This window comes from Nocardiopsis terrae (genome assembly GCF_014651695.1).
GTDB lineage: Bacteria > Actinomycetota > Actinomycetes > Streptosporangiales > Streptosporangiaceae > Nocardiopsis > Nocardiopsis terrae.
In genome coordinates, this window is record NZ_BMXJ01000001.1 from 24528 (window position 1) to 40712 (window position 16185).

General features: G+C 70.0%; 14 protein-coding genes. 6 read left to right on the forward strand and 8 right to left on the reverse strand.

Going from position 1 to position 16185, the window contains the following annotated elements:
• Window positions 1-250: 250 nt before the first annotated feature.
• From IE195_RS00110 to ectA, 3 genes are all read right to left on the reverse strand, one after another.
• Window positions 251-652: an ectoine synthase gene (locus IE195_RS00110; RefSeq protein WP_191266394.1), complete on the reverse strand. Its 402-nt coding sequence runs from the start codon at window positions 650-652 to the stop codon at window positions 251-253.
• Window positions 653-774: 122 nt separating this feature from the next.
• On the reverse strand, window positions 775-2040 hold the full coding sequence (gene ectB / locus IE195_RS00115; protein ID WP_191266396.1) for a diaminobutyrate--2-oxoglutarate transaminase: 1266 nt from the start codon (window positions 2038-2040) through the stop codon (window positions 775-777).
• Between the two features lie 91 nt (window positions 2041-2131).
• Window positions 2132-2638 (reverse strand): diaminobutyrate acetyltransferase, encoded by a 507-nt coding sequence (ectA, locus tag IE195_RS00120; RefSeq protein WP_268249150.1) that lies wholly within the window; start codon window positions 2636-2638, stop codon window positions 2132-2134.
• Between the two features lie 776 nt (window positions 2639-3414).
• On the opposite strand from ectA, the gene IE195_RS00125 reads away from it, so the two are divergent.
• The 3 genes from IE195_RS00125 (at window position 3415) to IE195_RS00135 (ending at window position 5163) form a co-directional block, all read left to right on the forward strand.
• Complete coding sequence (locus IE195_RS00125) at window positions 3415-3678, forward strand: WhiB family transcriptional regulator (protein WP_191266404.1); 264 nt, start codon at window positions 3415-3417, stop codon at window positions 3676-3678.
• 148 nt (window positions 3679-3826) lie between these two features.
• Window positions 3827-4498, forward strand: coding sequence for a copper resistance protein (locus IE195_RS00130; RefSeq protein WP_229826038.1), 672 nt, complete (start codon window positions 3827-3829; stop codon window positions 4496-4498).
• Window positions 4499-4527: 29 nt separating this feature from the next.
• Entirely contained in the window at window positions 4528-5163 is a 636-nt protein-coding gene (locus tag IE195_RS00135; protein ID WP_191266406.1) for a copper resistance CopC family protein, read from the forward strand.
• 81 nt (window positions 5164-5244) lie between these two features.
• On the opposite strand, the gene IE195_RS00140 is transcribed toward IE195_RS00135, so the two are convergent.
• The gene (locus IE195_RS00140; protein ID WP_191266409.1) at window positions 5245-6006 is read right to left on the reverse strand and encodes a PP2C family protein-serine/threonine phosphatase; all 762 of its coding nucleotides are present in this window, start codon (window positions 6004-6006) and stop codon (window positions 5245-5247) included.
• Between the two features lie 836 nt (window positions 6007-6842).
• On the opposite strand from IE195_RS00140, the gene IE195_RS00145 reads away from it, so the two are divergent.
• Both IE195_RS00145 and IE195_RS00150 read left to right on the forward strand, forming a co-directional pair.
• Complete coding sequence (locus IE195_RS00145) at window positions 6843-8117, forward strand: glycosyltransferase (protein ID WP_191266411.1); 1275 nt, start codon at window positions 6843-6845, stop codon at window positions 8115-8117.
• A gap of 16 nt (window positions 8118-8133) precedes the next feature.
• Window positions 8134-9099 (forward strand): anti-sigma factor RsbA family regulatory protein, encoded by a 966-nt coding sequence (locus tag IE195_RS00150; RefSeq protein WP_191266413.1) that lies wholly within the window; start codon window positions 8134-8136, stop codon window positions 9097-9099.
• Here IE195_RS00150 and IE195_RS00155 read toward each other — a convergent pair.
• On the reverse strand, window positions 9089-9436 hold the full coding sequence (locus IE195_RS00155) for an STAS domain-containing protein (protein ID WP_191266415.1): 348 nt from the start codon (window positions 9434-9436) through the stop codon (window positions 9089-9091). The genes IE195_RS00150 and IE195_RS00155 overlap by 11 nt on opposite strands.
• A 148-nt stretch (window positions 9437-9584) precedes the next feature.
• Window positions 9585-10376: a GAF and ANTAR domain-containing protein gene (locus tag IE195_RS00160; protein WP_191266417.1), complete on the reverse strand. Its 792-nt coding sequence runs from the start codon at window positions 10374-10376 to the stop codon at window positions 9585-9587.
• 171 nt (window positions 10377-10547) lie between these two features.
• Between IE195_RS00160 and IE195_RS00165 the strand changes: the two genes are divergently transcribed.
• On the forward strand, window positions 10548-11705 hold the full coding sequence (locus IE195_RS00165; RefSeq protein ID WP_191268014.1) for a GAF domain-containing protein: 1158 nt from the start codon (window positions 10548-10550) through the stop codon (window positions 11703-11705).
• A gap of 436 nt (window positions 11706-12141) precedes the next feature.
• Here IE195_RS00165 and IE195_RS00170 read toward each other — a convergent pair whose 3' ends face one another.
• Together IE195_RS00170 and IE195_RS00175 are read right to left on the reverse strand one after the other, a co-directional pair.
• The gene (locus tag IE195_RS00170) at window positions 12142-12783 is read right to left on the reverse strand and encodes a response regulator (RefSeq protein WP_191266419.1); all 642 of its coding nucleotides are present in this window, start codon (window positions 12781-12783) and stop codon (window positions 12142-12144) included.
• Window positions 12784-12789: 6 nt separating this feature from the next.
• Window positions 12790-16185 (reverse strand): HAMP domain-containing protein (locus tag IE195_RS00175; RefSeq protein ID WP_191266422.1); only part of this gene is annotated, 3396 nt, incomplete at its 5' end.

The window sequence follows — 16185 nt, forward strand, 5'->3', positions numbered from 1 at the left end:
GCTGGTACGGGGTTCTCCCTCCCCCTGCGCGCTCTGCAGTAACTGAACAGGTTTAGTCCGTTATGCACTGGTTATGAGTCATGTCTCGTCCGGTGACCCGATGACGCACCCTCCGCGAGCTGGTCACCTGCACTTGGTGACTTTGGGTTCCGGTGTCCGCCACCCAGGGATTCCCTTCCCGGCAAGCCGAACGGGCGGGGCCCGGACACCCGGACCCCGCCCGTTCGTTCGACACTCCGTGCCCGATGGGCTACACGGCGGCGTCCTCCTCGACGACCAGCGGGTAGACGCCGTTCTCGTCGTGGACCTCGCGTCCGGTGACGGGCGGGTTGAAGACGCACAGCACGCGGAAGTCCGTCTTGGGCCGGACCGTGTGCTTCTCGTGGCCGTTGAGCAGGTAGAGGGTGCCCGGGGTGATGATGTGCTTCTCCCCGGTCTCCTCGTTGGTCAGCTCGGCCTCGCCCTCGATGCAGTGCACGAGCTCGACGTGGTTGGCGTACCAGAACGTCGACTCGGTGCCCGCGTACAGCACGGTCTCGTGGAAGGAGAAGCCCACCTTCTCCTTGGCCAGGACGATCCGACGGCTGCGCCAGTTCTCGGTCTTGATGTCGGCGTCGGTCTCGCTGATCTCGTCCAGACTGCGAACGATCACTTGGGTCTCCTTAGCGTGCTGATGCGCTGGTTATGCGCTGGTTACAAGGTACGGGGCCGACCGACACCCCGGTAGGGGCGCCGACCGGCCCCGAAGTCCTCGGTGGACGGTCTACCGTGCGCCTAGGCCTTGGCTCCCTTGACGGCGGCGCGGGCGGCGTCGGCCATGATGTCCAGGCCGGTGGTCAGCTCCTCCTCCGTCGCGGTGAGCGGCGGGAGCAGCTTGGCGACCTCGTCCTCGGGGCCGGAGGTCTCGAGGAGCAGGCCGCGGTCGAAGGACTCGGCGGCGACCTTCTTGGCGATGCCGCCCTCGGCGTCGAAGGCCAGACCGCGGGCCAGGCCGCGGCCGCGCACGTGCGCGCCGAAGTCGGCGTGCTCAGCGGCCATCTCGGCGAGACGGGCCTCGACCATGTCGCCCTTGGCCCTGGTCGCGTCGGAGAAGGCGTCGTCGCTCCAGAAGCGGCGCAGGGCCTCGGCACCGGTGACCATGGCGGGGTTGAAGCCGCGGAAGGTGCCGTTGTGCTCGCCCGGCTCCCAGACGTCCAGCTCGCGCTTGAACAGCGTGAGCGCCATCGGCAGGCCGTAACCGCTGATGGACTTGGACAGGGTGACGATGTCCGGGGTGATGCCGGCCTCTTCGAAGCTGAAGAACTTGCCGGTACGGCCGCAGCCCATCTGGATGTCGTCCAGGATCAGCAGGATGCCGTACTCCTGGCAGAGCTCGGAGAGCCCGCGGAGCCACTCGGCGCTGGCGACGTTGATGCCGCCCTCGCCCTGGATGGCCTCGACGATCACGGCCGCCGGGGCGTCCAGGCCGCTGCCGCTGTCCTCGAGGAGGCTGCGCAGCCACAGGAAGTCCGGGGTCTTGCCGTCGAGGTAGTTGTCGAACGGCATGGTCGCCACGTGGTCGAGCGGCACGCCGGCGCCGCCCCGCTTCATGGAGTTACCGGTGACGGCCAGGGCGCCCAGGGTCATGCCGTGGAAGCCGTTGGTGAAGTTGATGATGGTCTGGCGGCCGGTGTACTTACGGGCCAGCTTGAGCGCGGCCTCGACCGCGTTGTTGCCCGCGGGGCCGGGGAACTGGACCTTGTAGTCCAGGTCCCTCGGTTTGAGGATGACGTCCTCGAACGTTTTCAGGAACTCGCGTTTGGCCGTGCTGTAAGCGTCGAGACTGTGGACGATCCGGTCGTCCGTCAGGTACTCGATCAGCGAGGTCTTCAGCTCGGGGTTGTTGTGACCGTAGTTGAGCGATCCGGCCCCGGCGAAGAAGTCGAGGTAGGGCTTGCCCGACTCGTCGTAGACGTGACTGCCGACGGCCTTGTCGAAGACGACAGGCCAGTTCCTGCAGTATCCGCGGACTTCGGACTCGAGGCGCTGGAAGGTCTCCATCGTGATGTTCCTTGGTTCCTTTCCCCAACTTCGTGGGCTCATGGCTTAGACGAGGGGTGGGTCAGGATCGAGTTCGATCCGGTGCGGACGGTCAGTCGTCGGTTTCGGGCTGCGGGCCGAAGGGCCCGATGCGGACGAGGTCCTCGGGCTCGTGGGGCTCCTCGCCGGCCTTCGGGAAGTGCTCCTCGCCGAAGAGCGGGCTCCAGACGGCTTCGGTGCCCCGGCTCCGCGCGAATGAGGCGAAGAGGGCCCGAGAGGCTTCGTTGTCGGGAGTGACGGTCGCTTCGAGGTACTGAAGACCCTGCTCGGCGAAGGTGTCGCCGATGAAGTCGAGCATCCGGCGGGCGAGCCGCTGACCCCGGTACGCGGAGTCGACGGCCACCTGCCAGAGGAAGTACGTGTCCGGGCTGTCGGGACGGACGTAACCGGTGACGTAGGCCGCCACCCGGCCGTCGGTGTCCCGCGCCACGACACTGGTCGCGGCGAAGTCCCGGCACCAGAGCGTATAGGCGTACGGAGAGTTGATGTCCATCCCCGTCTCGCCGGCCAACCGCCACATGTGTGGCCCGTCCTCCGGGGAGGGGTGCGTCAGGCGCACGCCCTCACGGCCCGCGGCCTCTGCGGTCTGGGAGCTCACAGCCCCGCCTTCAGTTCGGTCGCGTGCTTGGAGGTTCGTTCGTAGATGTGGCACGTCGATCGAATTTAGCGAACGAAGGTCAAATACGTTTCAGCGAGATTCCGCGCAGATGTTTCAAAGGTTTGAGATCGGGTAGGACTCGTTCATTTAGCAGCTTGAAGTCGCTCTGACCCGGGCTCACAGGTGACGCGCGGTAGCGGTCATCCGGGCCGCTCACGCCCTGCCCATCAGGGGGTTCGGCCCCGGAGGCGGGGGCGTGCGACCCGTGGTCCGGACGCGTCCGCCGACGGGCCGCCGACAGCCGTCAGGGTCAAACATAGAGCCTCGACGAGCAATATTAAGCGTGCGTTAAGTCACATCAATTCGGTGGAAACCTCGCGACATAACGCGTGATCACGACCCCTCGCACGTCACACGCTACGCCCGCCGCCCCTCGGAAGCACCCGTGCGCAGGAGATTCCGCCGATTCTCGGGCGATCTTCCGGGGCACCGACCTGGGCTGAGCCCACCCGAACCGGGGGGACACGGGCCCGGGCCACAGTCGAACGTCCTTGATGAATCGCCGGATTTACAGCAGACTCTGTGTAGTACGACCTCATGTAGTACTACAATTGGTCGCACCGCTGAGCCGAAGCCCGACAGGTCCGGACGCCCCGGGACGGCAGCGCGGCCACGAACTTCGCTGACCCGCCGTGGGACCACGGTGAGGACCACTGACCAGGGATCGGAGGCGCCCCGTGAACCGCCTTTACCACGAGAGCGAGGACTGGGTCGAGCAGGGGAACTGCCGCTCGTACGACCCTGAGATCTTCTTCCCGGTGAGCAGCACCGGGATCGGCCGTACCGACACGGAGCAGGCCTTGGCCGTCTGCCGCAGCTGTACTGTTCGCCCGGAATGCCTGCGGTGGGCCCTTCGCGCCGGTGAAGCTCACGGAGTCTGGGGTGGCACCACCCCGGAACAGCGCCGCTACATGCGTCGCGAGCTGGTACCCGCGGGATAGGTCGGGAGAGGGCCTGCCGGGTGCGTGAGGGATCGCATCCGGCGGGCCCTCCTTCGCCCCCCGGGGGCCTCGGGCTCCGAGACGGACGAGCCGGTTCTCACGTCCGGAGATCTTGCGGCCCCCGGGGGCACGATCTAGGTTCACTACCGTGCGACCCGCTCACGGCACGCTCCGCCTCACCCGCACGGCACTCCTGGCCGGTGCGTGCACAGGGCTGTCCTGGGTCGGACACAACCTCTGGGCCGCCAGCGCTGCCGGAGCCGGAGGCTTCCTCCTGGCCACGGCGTTCCTCTTCGCCCTCCTGTGGCGGTTCACCCGCGTCATGCGGGGCTTCGGCGACATCTTCGCCGTGCTGGCCCTCGCCCAACTCGCCCTGCACCTGCTCCTCCAGGGCGCGGCGGAACCCGGACTCCTCGCGCTCGCCCCCGGAACCGACCACAGCGGACACGGCCTGCTCCACGCCTTCGGTTTCGCACCGGGGATGCTGTTCGCACACCTGTGGGCGGCTCTGCTCGCCGCCGCACTGCTGGCCCGCGGAGAGTCCGCGCTCTGGTCGCTGGCGACCGCCGTGTTCCGAGCCCTGCCTCGTCTCCTGGGCGCCCCCGAGCTCGCGTTCGCAGCGCCCGGGCAGGCGCTCACCGCGCCTGTGCCCACCGCTCCCCCTCCCCCAGTACCGTCAACGCACGGACCCCGCGGGCCTCCCGGTTCGTCCGCGCTCCGCCTCGGCCCGCCCCCGGACCACGACCGGTCCCGGACCGCCGACGCGGACCAGACGAGGAACCCGGACCGGCACGGGCAGCCCCGTGTCCTCCGGGTGTGAACCGCATCCGAACGGCCTGAGAGAAGACCATGAGAAAGTCCCGTACCGCAGCCCTGATCGCCCCCTTCGCCGCTGCGGCCCTGCTGCTGGCGCCCTCCCCCGCACTCGCCCACGACGTGCTCACCGGTTCCGACCCCGAGGACGGCGACACCCTCGACACCCTCCCCGAAGAGGTGGTGCTGTCCTTCAACAACGCCCCGATGGAGGGCGGCAGCGGCAGTGCCGTCGTCGTGACCGGGCCCGACGGAGCGGAGAAGCAGGAGGGCGACCTGGCCTTCGACGGCACCGACGTGGCCGTGGGGCTGGCGCCGCTGGAGGAGGCCGGTGAGTACACCATCGCCTTCCGCGTGGTCTCCTCCGACGGCCACCCCATCCAGGACACCCTGACCTTCTCGGTGACCGAGGAGGCCGTCGCGGCCGCCGCGCCGGAGGAGGCCGAGGAGGAGGCCCCCGCAGGCGGCGCCGAGGAGACCGAGGAGGCCGAGGAGGACCCGATCGACGAGTCCCCGGCCGCGGCCGAGGAGGACGCGGCGGAGAACGGGACCTCCCCGCTGATGGTCCTGGTCGGCATCGTCGTGGCGGTCGCCGCCATCGGTGCCGTCGTGCTCGTCGTGGTGCGCATGCGCAACCGCCCCGGTTCGGGCGGGGGTTCGGCCCGGAGCTAGGCGCGAACAGGCGCCCGCGAACGACGGAGGGGCCCGCACGCCGAAACGCGCGGACCCCTCCCGGGTTCGTCGTGTGCCGTGTCAGCGGCGCCGGGCCAGCAGGATGCTGATGTTGTCCTTGCCGCCCGCTTCCATGGCGGCCTGCCACAGGGCGTGCACGGCCGCCTCGTCGCTGCCGGCCTCGGCGATCATCCGTTCCATCTCCTCGGGCAGCACCAGGTCCGACAGGCCGTCACTGCACATGAGCCAGGCGCTGGGGTCCGCGGCCTCGTCCCGGCCCACGTGGGGAACCATCGAACCGCCCGAACTGCCGCCCAGGGACTGGGTGATGAAGTTGGTGGTGACGGGGCGCCCGTCCTCGGAGGGCGGGAGCGCGGGGGAGTCGTCCTCGGAGAGCTGGCGCAGGTGGCGGCCCTCCAGGCGGTAGGTGCGGGAGTCACCCACGTTGAACCAGAAGTTGCCGTCGCTGTTGAGCAGGACCCCGGCGACCGTGGTCCCCATACCGGAGAACTCGGTGTGCTGGAGGGCGTGGTCCTTGATCTCCTCGTCGATGTTGCTGAGGAGCTGGGCGATCTCCTCCGGACCGTTGAGGCGCGGCCCCATCTCGGCCATCCGGTGCACCGCGTGCTCGGAGGCGATCTCTCCCGCTGCCTGGCCGCCGATACCGTCCGCGACCGCCAGGATGACCGGTTCGCTCACCGGCAGTACGCAGCGGACCGGGGAGGTCATGTTCGCACTGGCGACGGTGAGCGCACCCATGACCACGGAGTCCTCGTTGGCGGGGCGGATAGCGCCCCGGTGCGTGAGGGCCGTGACAATGACTTCCCCACCAGCGACACCCATACGCCCTTCCTCCCGTTTCATCGGCCGTGGCCGGTTGCCCGGCGCCAGGCGCCGGGTCTTTGGTCGAGTCCCGTACAACGTCTGGATTCTGCAACCGTACCGAGCCCCTGCCGGAGTCGGTCAAAATCCGCGTACATCATGGCGGAAAACACCCGGATATGCAGTTCCCGCACCGGTTTTCGCCGCCAAAAGTGTTGTGGCCGTTGGGCCTGGGGCGTGTGTTGTGCCGTCGTCCGCTTCCGCTCCGACAGTAGCGGTGCCGGGACCCGGCCGACAGGGCCCGGCTCCATGTTCGGTCAACCCGCAGTACAGAGCACTGGCCCGAAGGGGCGGCCGCCCCGGCGCCGCGGCCCCGGGGCGGTGGATCGGCGCCGGTGGCGGCCCGGAGCCACGTTGTCGGCTCGCCCGCCGTCTGGCAGAATGGGACCCGTTGGGTGTCTAAGACGCAGACACACACGACCCCGCCCCACGCGTGATCCTCGGTTCCCCAGGCACGCCCGGTGGCTCGATTCCTCCTTCGACGGTCGTTTGGTGTGGTCTTGTCGTGCGTCGCTCCCCTCTCCTTCACTCTCCGGTACCCGCCGTCCGCACACTTCGCGTGCGTGCGGTGCCCAGTGCTGCCCGGCGCCCCCCTCCACCGGTTCGCGGCCCCTCTCCCCCGGGCCCCTGAGCCCCGCGTCCCACCGCCCGGAACCCGGCGGTCCGGTGCCGGTCCACGGCACCGGCCGGGGACCAACGCACACAGTCCCGCCCGGTTGGATTCCGATTCCCCGCTCCGGAGTCCCCCGGGCCCATCCACAACGGACACCACGGCGGTGTCCAAGGAGTTCAGCCCAGTGAAGATCGCCATGGTCGCCGAACACGCCAACCCCCTGCCCGCCCACCGGGGCGAACCGACCTGCCCCGCGAGCCTGCACGTGTGCGCCCTGTCCCGCCAGCTCGCCAAACGCGGCCACAGGGTGACCGTCTACGCACGCCGCAGCAGCCCCGAACAGCCCGACGGCCGCACCCGCATGGCCCGCGGCGTCTCCGTCGCCTACCTGGACGCCGGACCGGCCCGGCCGCTCTCCGAGGACGAGCAGGCCGAACACACCGGGGCCTTCGGTACCGCGCTCGCCGCCGTCCTCGACGAGGACACCCCCGACGTCCTGCACGCCGTCGGTTGGACCAGCGGCCTGGCCGCCCTGCACGCCCAGGCGCACAGCGAGAAGGACCAGAGCGGCACCCCCCTCGTCCAGACCTTCCACTCCCTCAACGCCAGCGAACAGCGCTCCGGCCTCACCCACCGGCCCGACCGCGCCCGCATGGAGACGATCCTGGCCTCCCGCGCCGACCACGTCCTGGTCAACTCCACCGACCAGCAGGGCGAACTCGCCCGCCTCGGCGTACCACGCCACCACGTGAGCGTCGTGCCGTTCGGGGTCGACACCGACCACTTCAGCGTCGAGGGCAGCGCCTCCGCCGAGCCCTGGCAGGCCCGCCGCGAGGAGCGGCCCCGCCTGGTCTCCGTGACCTCCCTGACCGAGGCCGGGGGCGCCCAGCGACTGGTCGAGGCGATGACCCGGCTGCCCGAGGCCGAACTGCTGCTCGTCTCCACCGCGGAGGACCAGGACGTCGCCATCGACGAGAACGCGCGGCGGATCGAACTGCTCGCCAAGGAAGCAGGGGTCGACGACCGGGTGCACCTGACCGGACCCGCGGAACGCAAGGAGCTCCCCCGTCTGCTGCGCTCGGCCGACGTGTACGTCTCCGCCACCGCCTACGACCCCTACGGCGGTGCCGTGCTGGAGGCCATGGCCTGCGGCCTGCCCGTGGTGGCCACGGCGACCGGAGCGGTCCCCGGCGCCGTGCTGCACCGCACCAGCGGCGTACTCATGCGTTTCGGCCGCCCCGACGAGGTCGCCCGCTCCGTGCGCGCCGTCCTGAACACGCCCACCATGAGCACCGCCTACGGCATCGCAGCCGTGGACCGCGCCCGGTCCCGGTTCACCTGGCAGCGCATCGCCGTGGAGACCGAACTCGCCTACCGGCGTTCCCGTCCGCAACAGGCCGAACGCGACGACACCGAGGAGGAGGAGACCGACCTCCTCCTGTCCGGAGTCGTGAACTGAACGGACTCCCCCACTGATGACGTTCGAACACCAGGGCCTGCTCTTCCGCCGGGAGAGACGGTTCCACGAGGTGGCCGGAGAGCGGTTGCGGTCGGCCGTACACGAGGACGCGCACGCCGTGCTCGCCGTCGCCGACCCTGCCGCTCTCCTGGAGTCGCTCACCCCGCACGAGCGCGGCCGGGTGCACGTGGTCGACCGGGGCGCCCTCTACGACGCGCCCGGCCGCACCATGGCCGCCCTGCACCGCCTGGCCCTGGTCCACGACCCCGTGCCGGTCAGCGTGGTCGCCGAGCCGCCGCTCTTCGGCGGTGCGTTGGAACGGCGTGAGTGGCACCGGTTGGAGTCGGTGCTGAGCACGGCGCTGGCCCCGGTCCGGATGCGGCTGCTGTGCGTGCACGACGAACGCCCCCTGGGGCCGGGTGCCCGCTCCGCGGTCCGCGCCACCCACCCGGCGCTGGTGGACGCGGACGGCCCGCACCCCAACCCGGTCTACCTGGGCGTCCAGGCCTTCGGCCGCCGCCCCCGGACGCCGGAGCCGCTTGCCGTTCAGGGACCCGTCCACGGCCTGGAGATCGGCCAGTCGCTCCCCCGCCTGCGCGGCGAGCTCACGGCGCTCGGCACCGCCCTCGGGCTGCCCCCGGACCGGCTGGACGGCCTGGTCGTGGCGGTGAACGAACTCGCCGCCAACGTGCTCGAACACGGGGCGGGCAAGGGGAGTGTGAGCGTGTGGCGGGCGGCGGACCGGTGGGTGTGCGACGTCTTCGACGAGCGGGGCGGCCTCTGCGACCCGCTGACCGGGTACCGTCCCGCCGACGGCCTCCGCTCCCGCGGCTACGGGCTGTGGATCACCCGGCAGACCTGTGACTACCTGGAGATCTGCGGAGGCGGTGAGGGTTCGCTGGTACGGCTGCACTTCCTCGACGAGCAGGCGAGGCTGGACCGCAGGGCGCGGCTGGAGCGGCAGGCGCGGTTCACCTCCTGAGGCTCTCCACCGCGGTACCGGTGCTCGCGCTGATCGGGATGACCTGGTCGATCCCCGCGATCACGAACAGGCGGTTCACCTGCTGCTGGGGTTCGGCGACGATGAGGCCCAGACCCAGGTCGCGGGCCTGCCGGAAGGCCGAGACCAGAACGCCGATGCAGCGGGAGTCGCAGAAGCCCACCTTGGCGAGGTCGACCACCACCCCCCTCGGAAGGGGGGCCGTCAGGACCTCGTCCAGGGCCTGCGCGAGCGCGGGCGAGGTGACCGCGTCCATCTCCCCCACGGGTGTCACGACGACGACGCCATCCTCGCGGCGGATCGAGATGTCTGACGTCACGCTCGGCTCTCCTTGTCGTTCGCCTGCCCCGGGGCGGCGGTCCCGGGCGGGCCGACCGCCGTCGCTCACGGCAACGGCCCCGAGCCCTCATCATGACGGCTCCCGGTCACACTCGGGACTCAGCCCGAACCAGCCCCGGCACCGGTGCTCAGCGGCCGTCCGCCCGCGGCCCCCGCGGCCGCTGTGACCGCTGTGACCGCTGCGGCCCGGTGTTCTGCTCCACCAGGTCCCGGGCCACGTCCACGACCTTCTTCCGGTTGCGCTGAGCCACCTCCCGCAGGGCGGCGAAGGCGGTGTCCGCGTCACAGCCGCGCGCATGCATGATGATCCCCTTGGCCTGGTCGATCACGGTGCGCGCGGACATGGCGCGGCGCATGTGGGCGGACTCGCGGGCCGCGTCGGCCTGGCGGCCCGCCGTGTGCAGGGCCATCGCCGCGTGCTCGGCGAGCAGCGCGGTGAGCTGGGTGACGACCACCTCGTCGAAGGCGTCGGCCCGGCCGGAGTGCACCCCGAAGGTGAGGATCCGGTCCTCGTCACCGTCGCCGTCCCCGGCGAGTTTGCTGGGCTGGGTGACCGAGGAGCGGTCACCGCACTGGACCGCCATGCTCGTGTACCGGGGCCAGCGGTGCTCGCGCAGCACGTCGGCGACCCGGACCTGGCGCATCTCGCGAACCGCCTCCACCGTGGGGCCCTCGTCGGTCGTGTACTGGTGTTCCAGCGCCTCGGAGAGGTCGGCGTGTGACGCTCCGTAGTCAGTGACCACGTGGCGGATGGCCCCGTCCGCACCGACCACCTCGCGCCAGACCACCACCAGGGCGGCCGAGCACCCGGGGACGCCGAGGGCGGCGGCCCTGCTCATCTGATCCAGGGCGCGTTCGAGGGTGGTGTTCTCCGTCTGCCCCAGCGCGGCGATGTCACGCGCAAGGTGTTCGATCCACACCGTCCGAACCTCCTCCAGACGTCCAGGGTTCCAGCACCAAAGGTAACCTTCGGGGGACCCTCGACCGGACGACAGTCAGCTTCGGCCGGGAGACATCGGAGACAACCGTGTCAGACCCGCCCGCACGGGTGCTGGCAAGACGCCCTCGAAGATGACCGGGAGACCGTGAGCGTGCCGGAGAACCTCGCCGATCTGCAACGTGAGATCGCTGCGCTGAGTGAACGCATAGCCGCGTTGAGCGACACGCACGCCATGTACCCCGACGACGCCCAGGGCACCGCCGAGGCGGCCCTGGCCGAACTGGAGTACGCCGAACGCCTGCTCGGGTCGGTCGGCGGCGAGCTGGCCCGCGCCCACAGTGAGCCGCCCGGGCCGCGACGGCCCGCGGAGGACGGCGACCGCGCCCTGCTGCGCGCCGTCTTCGGCGAACTCAGCGTGCCGGTGGTCCTGCTGGACCACGACGGCTACATCCGCAGGATCAACAACGCCGGAGCCAACCAGCTGGGCAGCGCCCCCGGATACCTCACCGGAAAACCCTTCTCCCACTTCGTCGACCTGAGAAAACGAGCGGCCATGCAGTCGTGGCTGGCCGCCGTACTGCGCGGTGACGGTCCCGCCAACCTGGAGTCGCGGCTGGCCCAGCGCGGTTGGGCGGAGGACGTGCACCTGACCCTCACCCGACTGGAGCTGCCCACCGAGGCGCAGCCGCTGGTCCTGGTCGCGATGTCGCCGCCCATGAACGGCACGGAGGAGGAGGGCCCCGCCCCGTTGGAGGCGGAGGTGGAGGACCAGGTCGTGGTGCTGGCCGCCAGACGGTTGGACGTGCTGACCCGGATGACCAGGCTCCTGCTCCGCGGCACCACACCGACCAGGGGGCTCGCACTGACCGAAGCGGCCGACCTGCTGGCCGATTCGTACGCGGACTGGGTGATCATCGACGTCCGCGACCTGCCGGGGGACCCCGAGGCGGCCCGCCGCGCGGCCGTGGTCGGCCCGGCCGACGCCCCCGCGGGCCAGCGTGAGGAGGTCGCCGCGCTCACCCCCGGGGACTCCGACATCCCGGGCGAGGTGCTGGGGAGGGGCCAGTCGCTGCTGTTCCCGCTCATCGAGGACGAGACGGTCCTCGGCCGCACCGGGGCGGGGGCGCCGCTGCTCTCCATGCTCGGGGCGGGTTCGCTGCTGTGCGTACCGCTGCGGGGCAGCCGGGGCGTACGCGGCGCGCTCACCCTGATCCGCCGCAGCAACCGGGGGAGTTTCCGCCTCGCCGACCTGGGCCTCATCGAGGAGATCGGCGAACACATCGGCCTGGCCCTGCCGCCCCGGCCCTGAGATGTGCTTCTGTGTCTTCCCGGGGCCTCCGCCCGCCCGCGTGTCGCCCGCCACCGCCTTCGGCGGACGCCCGCGGCGCGGTCCTGCCCCTGGCTTCGGCCCGTGTCCGGGTGATGTTGCTTCGGTTGGGTTGACACCCGTGGTCCGGAGGTTCGTCCCTGGCCCGGGGGTCTGACAGGTGTGGGGGCGCCCCGTTTCCCGACGCGTGACGCTGCCCGCCTCCGCTTCGCGCGTAGCACCTGGCCGTGCCCCAACCCTCGGTGATCTTGCTACCAGGGGCGATTTCGGCGCCGAAGTTGCCCCTGGTAGCAAGATCACCGCGAAAAAGGGGACCCAAACCCGCCCGGGGCGGCCAGAAGGGCCCACCAACCCCCGGGCTTGTCAGCGCCCGGACCTGTCACCAGCACACAGGTGCCGGCCCGACCGAACACAACCCCTACTCCTCGGGGCCGTGCAGGGTGTCGACCAGGGTGGACAGCCGGGAGGCGGCGCGGTCGACGCGGCGGACGGCGTCCACCAGCGGCTGGTCGACCTCCTGGTAGTTGTCCACGATGTGCTCGCGCAGCGAGGCCAGGTCGGACTGGACCTGGCGGGAGCGCTGGGCGAGCTGTTCGGCGAGGTCCCTGCCGGGTTCGCCGGTCTCCTGGCCGAGGACGCGCTGGAGCGACCTGGCCTGCTCCCGCATCTGCGCCTTGAGCTGGTGCAGCTCCACGAACACCTCGACCTTGGAGCGCAGCACCCACGGGTCGAACGGCTTGATCAGGAAGTCCACCGCGCGCGAGGAGTAGCCGCGGAAGACCTGGTGCCGGTCGACCTCCTGGGCGGTCAGGAAGATGATCGGCACGTCCTTGGTCTTCTCGCGCTGCTTGATGTGCGCGGCGGTCTCGTATCCGTCCATGCCGGGCATGATCACGTCGAGCAGGATGACCGCGAAGTCGGTGCCCAGAAGGTGCTTCAGTGCCTCCTCACCGGAGTTGGCCCGGACCAGGTTCTGGTCGAGGGAGGTGAGGGCCGCCTCCAGAGCGATGAGGTTTTCGTCGCGGTCGTCGACGAGGAGGATGTTGGCCTTCTGAGTCACTGCTTGCTACTCCGAGTCTTCGGTCGGGGTGCTACCGGTGCTGCCAGCGGCCCCGTTCGCTTCGCTGTCGTCCCTGGTGCCGCTGTGGGGTTCGTCGCCCGTGGCGCCATTGTGCCCGCCCGGGGGCGCCGCCGTCTCACCGTCCTGCGCATCGTCGGCCGCGGCACCGGCCCGGGTCTCCTCCGGTCCGGCCGTGAGCCACCTGCGCATCACGTCCAGGAGGTGGTCGAGGTCGACCGGCTTGGTCACGTAGTCGGTGGCACCCGCCGCGAGGCTGCGCTCCCGGTCCCCCTGCATGGCCTTGGCCGTCAGGGAGATGATCGGCAGGTCCTCGAACTGGGGCATCTCCCGGATGCGCTGGGTGGTCTGGTTGCCGTCCAGCTCGGGCATCATCACGTCCATCAGGACGAGTGAGATGTCCTCGTTGGCCTCGAGTTTCTCGATCCCCGTGTGGCCGTTGTCAGCGTAGAGGACCTCCAGCCCCTGGGCTTCGAGCGCACTGGTCAGCGCGAACACGTTGCGCACGTCGTCGTCGACGATGAGCACGCGCTGGCCGGCGAGGACGGCACGCCGCTCCGGGTCGGGCCGGGCCTCCGCGGTCTCCTGGGACGACTCTTCCTCTGCGGGCTCGGGCGCCTTGAGCACCTGCACCATCGGCAGCGGTTCCTCGGGCTCCCCGGAGTCGGTCAGCGCGGCCACGACCGCGTCGAAGTCCTCGTCGGGCAGGTCGAGGTCGTGGTCGAGGTCGGTCAGGGGCTCGTGCTCGCCGCGGCCCGTCTCCAGCGCGGGGACCGGCTCCATGGCGGAGAGCGCCTCGGCCGCCTCCCCCGCGTCGTCGGGCAGCCGCACCGGGATCAGCAGGGTGAAGGTCGAACCCTGGTTGGCCACGCTCTGCACCCGGATCTCACCGCCGAGCAGGCGGGCGAAGCTCCGGCTGATGGACAGGCCCAGGCCGGTGCCGCCGAAGCGCCGGGAGGTGCCCCCGTCGCCCTGGTGGAAGGCCTCGAAGATCACCTGGAGCTTGTCCTCGGCGATCCCGATGCCGGTGTCGGCCACCGTGAACGCGATGACCTCCTCGTTCTCCACGAACATGTCGAGGTCGGTGTCCTCCAGCGCCCAGGCGGGCTCGATGAGCAGCCGGACCTCGCCCTGCGGGGTGAACTTGACCGCGTTGGAGAGCAGGTTGCGCAGAATCTGCTGGAGGCGCTGTTCGTCGGTCCACAGTGTGCCGGGGATGTCCGGGGACACGTCCACCGCGAACGCCAGCCCCTGCTCACCGGTGATCGGGCGGAAGGTGGCCTCCACGTAGTCGACGAGCTGCGCGATCGAGACCTCGCTGGGCTGCACCTCGGCGCGGCCCGCCTCCACCTTGGACAGGTCGAGGATCTCGTCGATGAGCAGCAGCAGGTCGCTGCCGGCCTTGTGGATGGTCTGGGCGAACTCGACCTGCTTGGCGGACAGGTTCTGCTCGGCGTTGTCGGCGAGCAGCCGGGCCAGGATCAGCAGGCTGTTGAGCGGGGTGCGCAGCTCGTGCGACATGTTCGCCAGGAACTCGGACTTGTACTTGGACGAGACCTGAAGCTGGTGCGCGCGCTCCTCCAGGGCGTTGCGGGAACGCTGGATCTGCTGGTTCTGGAGTTCGATCGCGCGGTTCTGGTTGGCCAGCTGGGTGGCCTTCTGACGCAGTTCCGCGTTCTTGCCCCGCAGCTCCTCCTGCTGGCGCTGGAGCTCGTTGGAGCGCTCGCGCAGCTGGCTGGTGAGCTGCTGGGACTGTTCGAGCAGGTGCTCGGTGCGGTTGTTGGCCAGGATGGTGTTGATCGTGGTGCCGAGGAGGGCGACCAGCTGGCGGAGGAAGTTCTTGTGGATCTCGCGGAACTCCTCGTAGGAGGCGAACTCCACGACGCCGAGCGAGCGCCCCTCCGTCACGATGGGAAGGATGTACAGGTTGCGCGGTGCGGCCTCGCCCAGCCCCGACTCGACCGTGACGTAGCCGGACGGGATGTTGGAGATCTGCTGTTCGACCTGCTGGGACAGGGCCTCCCCGGCCAGGCCGACACCCATGCGGATGCGTCGGCGCTCCTCCGAGGGTTGGAAGCCGAAGCCCGCGTAGAGGCGGAAGATGTCCTCGTGGTCCTGGTCCTCGGGCAGGTAGCAGGCGCCGTGCTGGGCGTCGATCAGCGGCGTCACCTCGGTCATGATCAGGCGGGCGAGCTCGTTCAGGTCGCGGTGGCCCTGGATGTGACCGGAGATGCGGGCCAGGTTGGACTTGAGCCAGTCGGCGTCGCGCTGGTCGGCGGTGGTCTCGCGCAGGTTGGACACCATCAGGTTGATGTTGTCCTTGAGCTGTTCCATCTCACCGCGGGTGTCGACCTGGATGTTGCGGGTCAGGTCGCCCTTGGCGACGGCGTTGGCGACCTCGGCGATCGCGCGCACCTGCGTGGTGAGGTTGCCCGCCAGGCCGTTCACGCTGTCGGTGAGCTGCTTCCACGTGCCCGTGACGCCCTCGACCTTGGCCTGACCGCCCAGCTGCCCCTGGCTGCCCACCTCGTGGGCGACCCGGGTGACCTCGGTGGCGAAGGCCGACAGCTGGTCCACCATCGTGTTCACCGTCGTCTTCACCTCCAGGATCTCGCCCTGGGCGTTGACGTCGATCTTCTTGGTGAGGTCGCCGGCGGCGACCGCGGTCGTGACCTCGGAGATGTTGCGCACCTGCGTGGTGAGGTTGTGCGACATCGAGTTCACGTTCTCGGTGAGGTCGTTCCAGATACCCGAGACGCCCTTGACGCTGGCGCGGCCGCCCAGCTTGCCCTCGGTACCCACCTCACGGGCAACTCGGGTGACCTCGTCGGCGAACGCGGACAACTGGTCCACCATCACGTTGATGGTGTCCTTCAGCTCCAGCATCTCGCCCTTGGCGTTGACGGTGACCTTCTTGGTCAGGTCACCGGCGGCGACCGCCCGCGTGACCATGGAGATCTGCCGCACCTGGTAGGTCAGGTTGTTGGCCATCGAGTTGACGTTGTCGGTCAGGTCCTTCCAGACCCCGGACACGTCGCGCACGTGGGCCTGACCGGCCAGCTTGCCCTCGGTACCGACCTCGCGGGCCACCCTGGTGACCTCGTCGGCGAAGGTCGAGAGCTGGTCCACCATCTTGTTGATGGTGTCCTTCATGTCGAGCATCTCGCCCTGGGCGTCGACCGTGATCTTCTTGCTCAGGTCGCCCTTGGCGACCGCGGTCGTCACCTGGGAGATGTTGCGGACCTGGTAGGTGAGGCTGTTGGCCATCGAGTTGACGTTGTCGGTCAGGTCCTTCCAGATGCCCGACACGCCCTTGACGTTGGCGCGGCCGCCCAGCTTGCCCTCGGTACCCACCTCGCGGGCCACCCTGGTGACCTCGTCGGC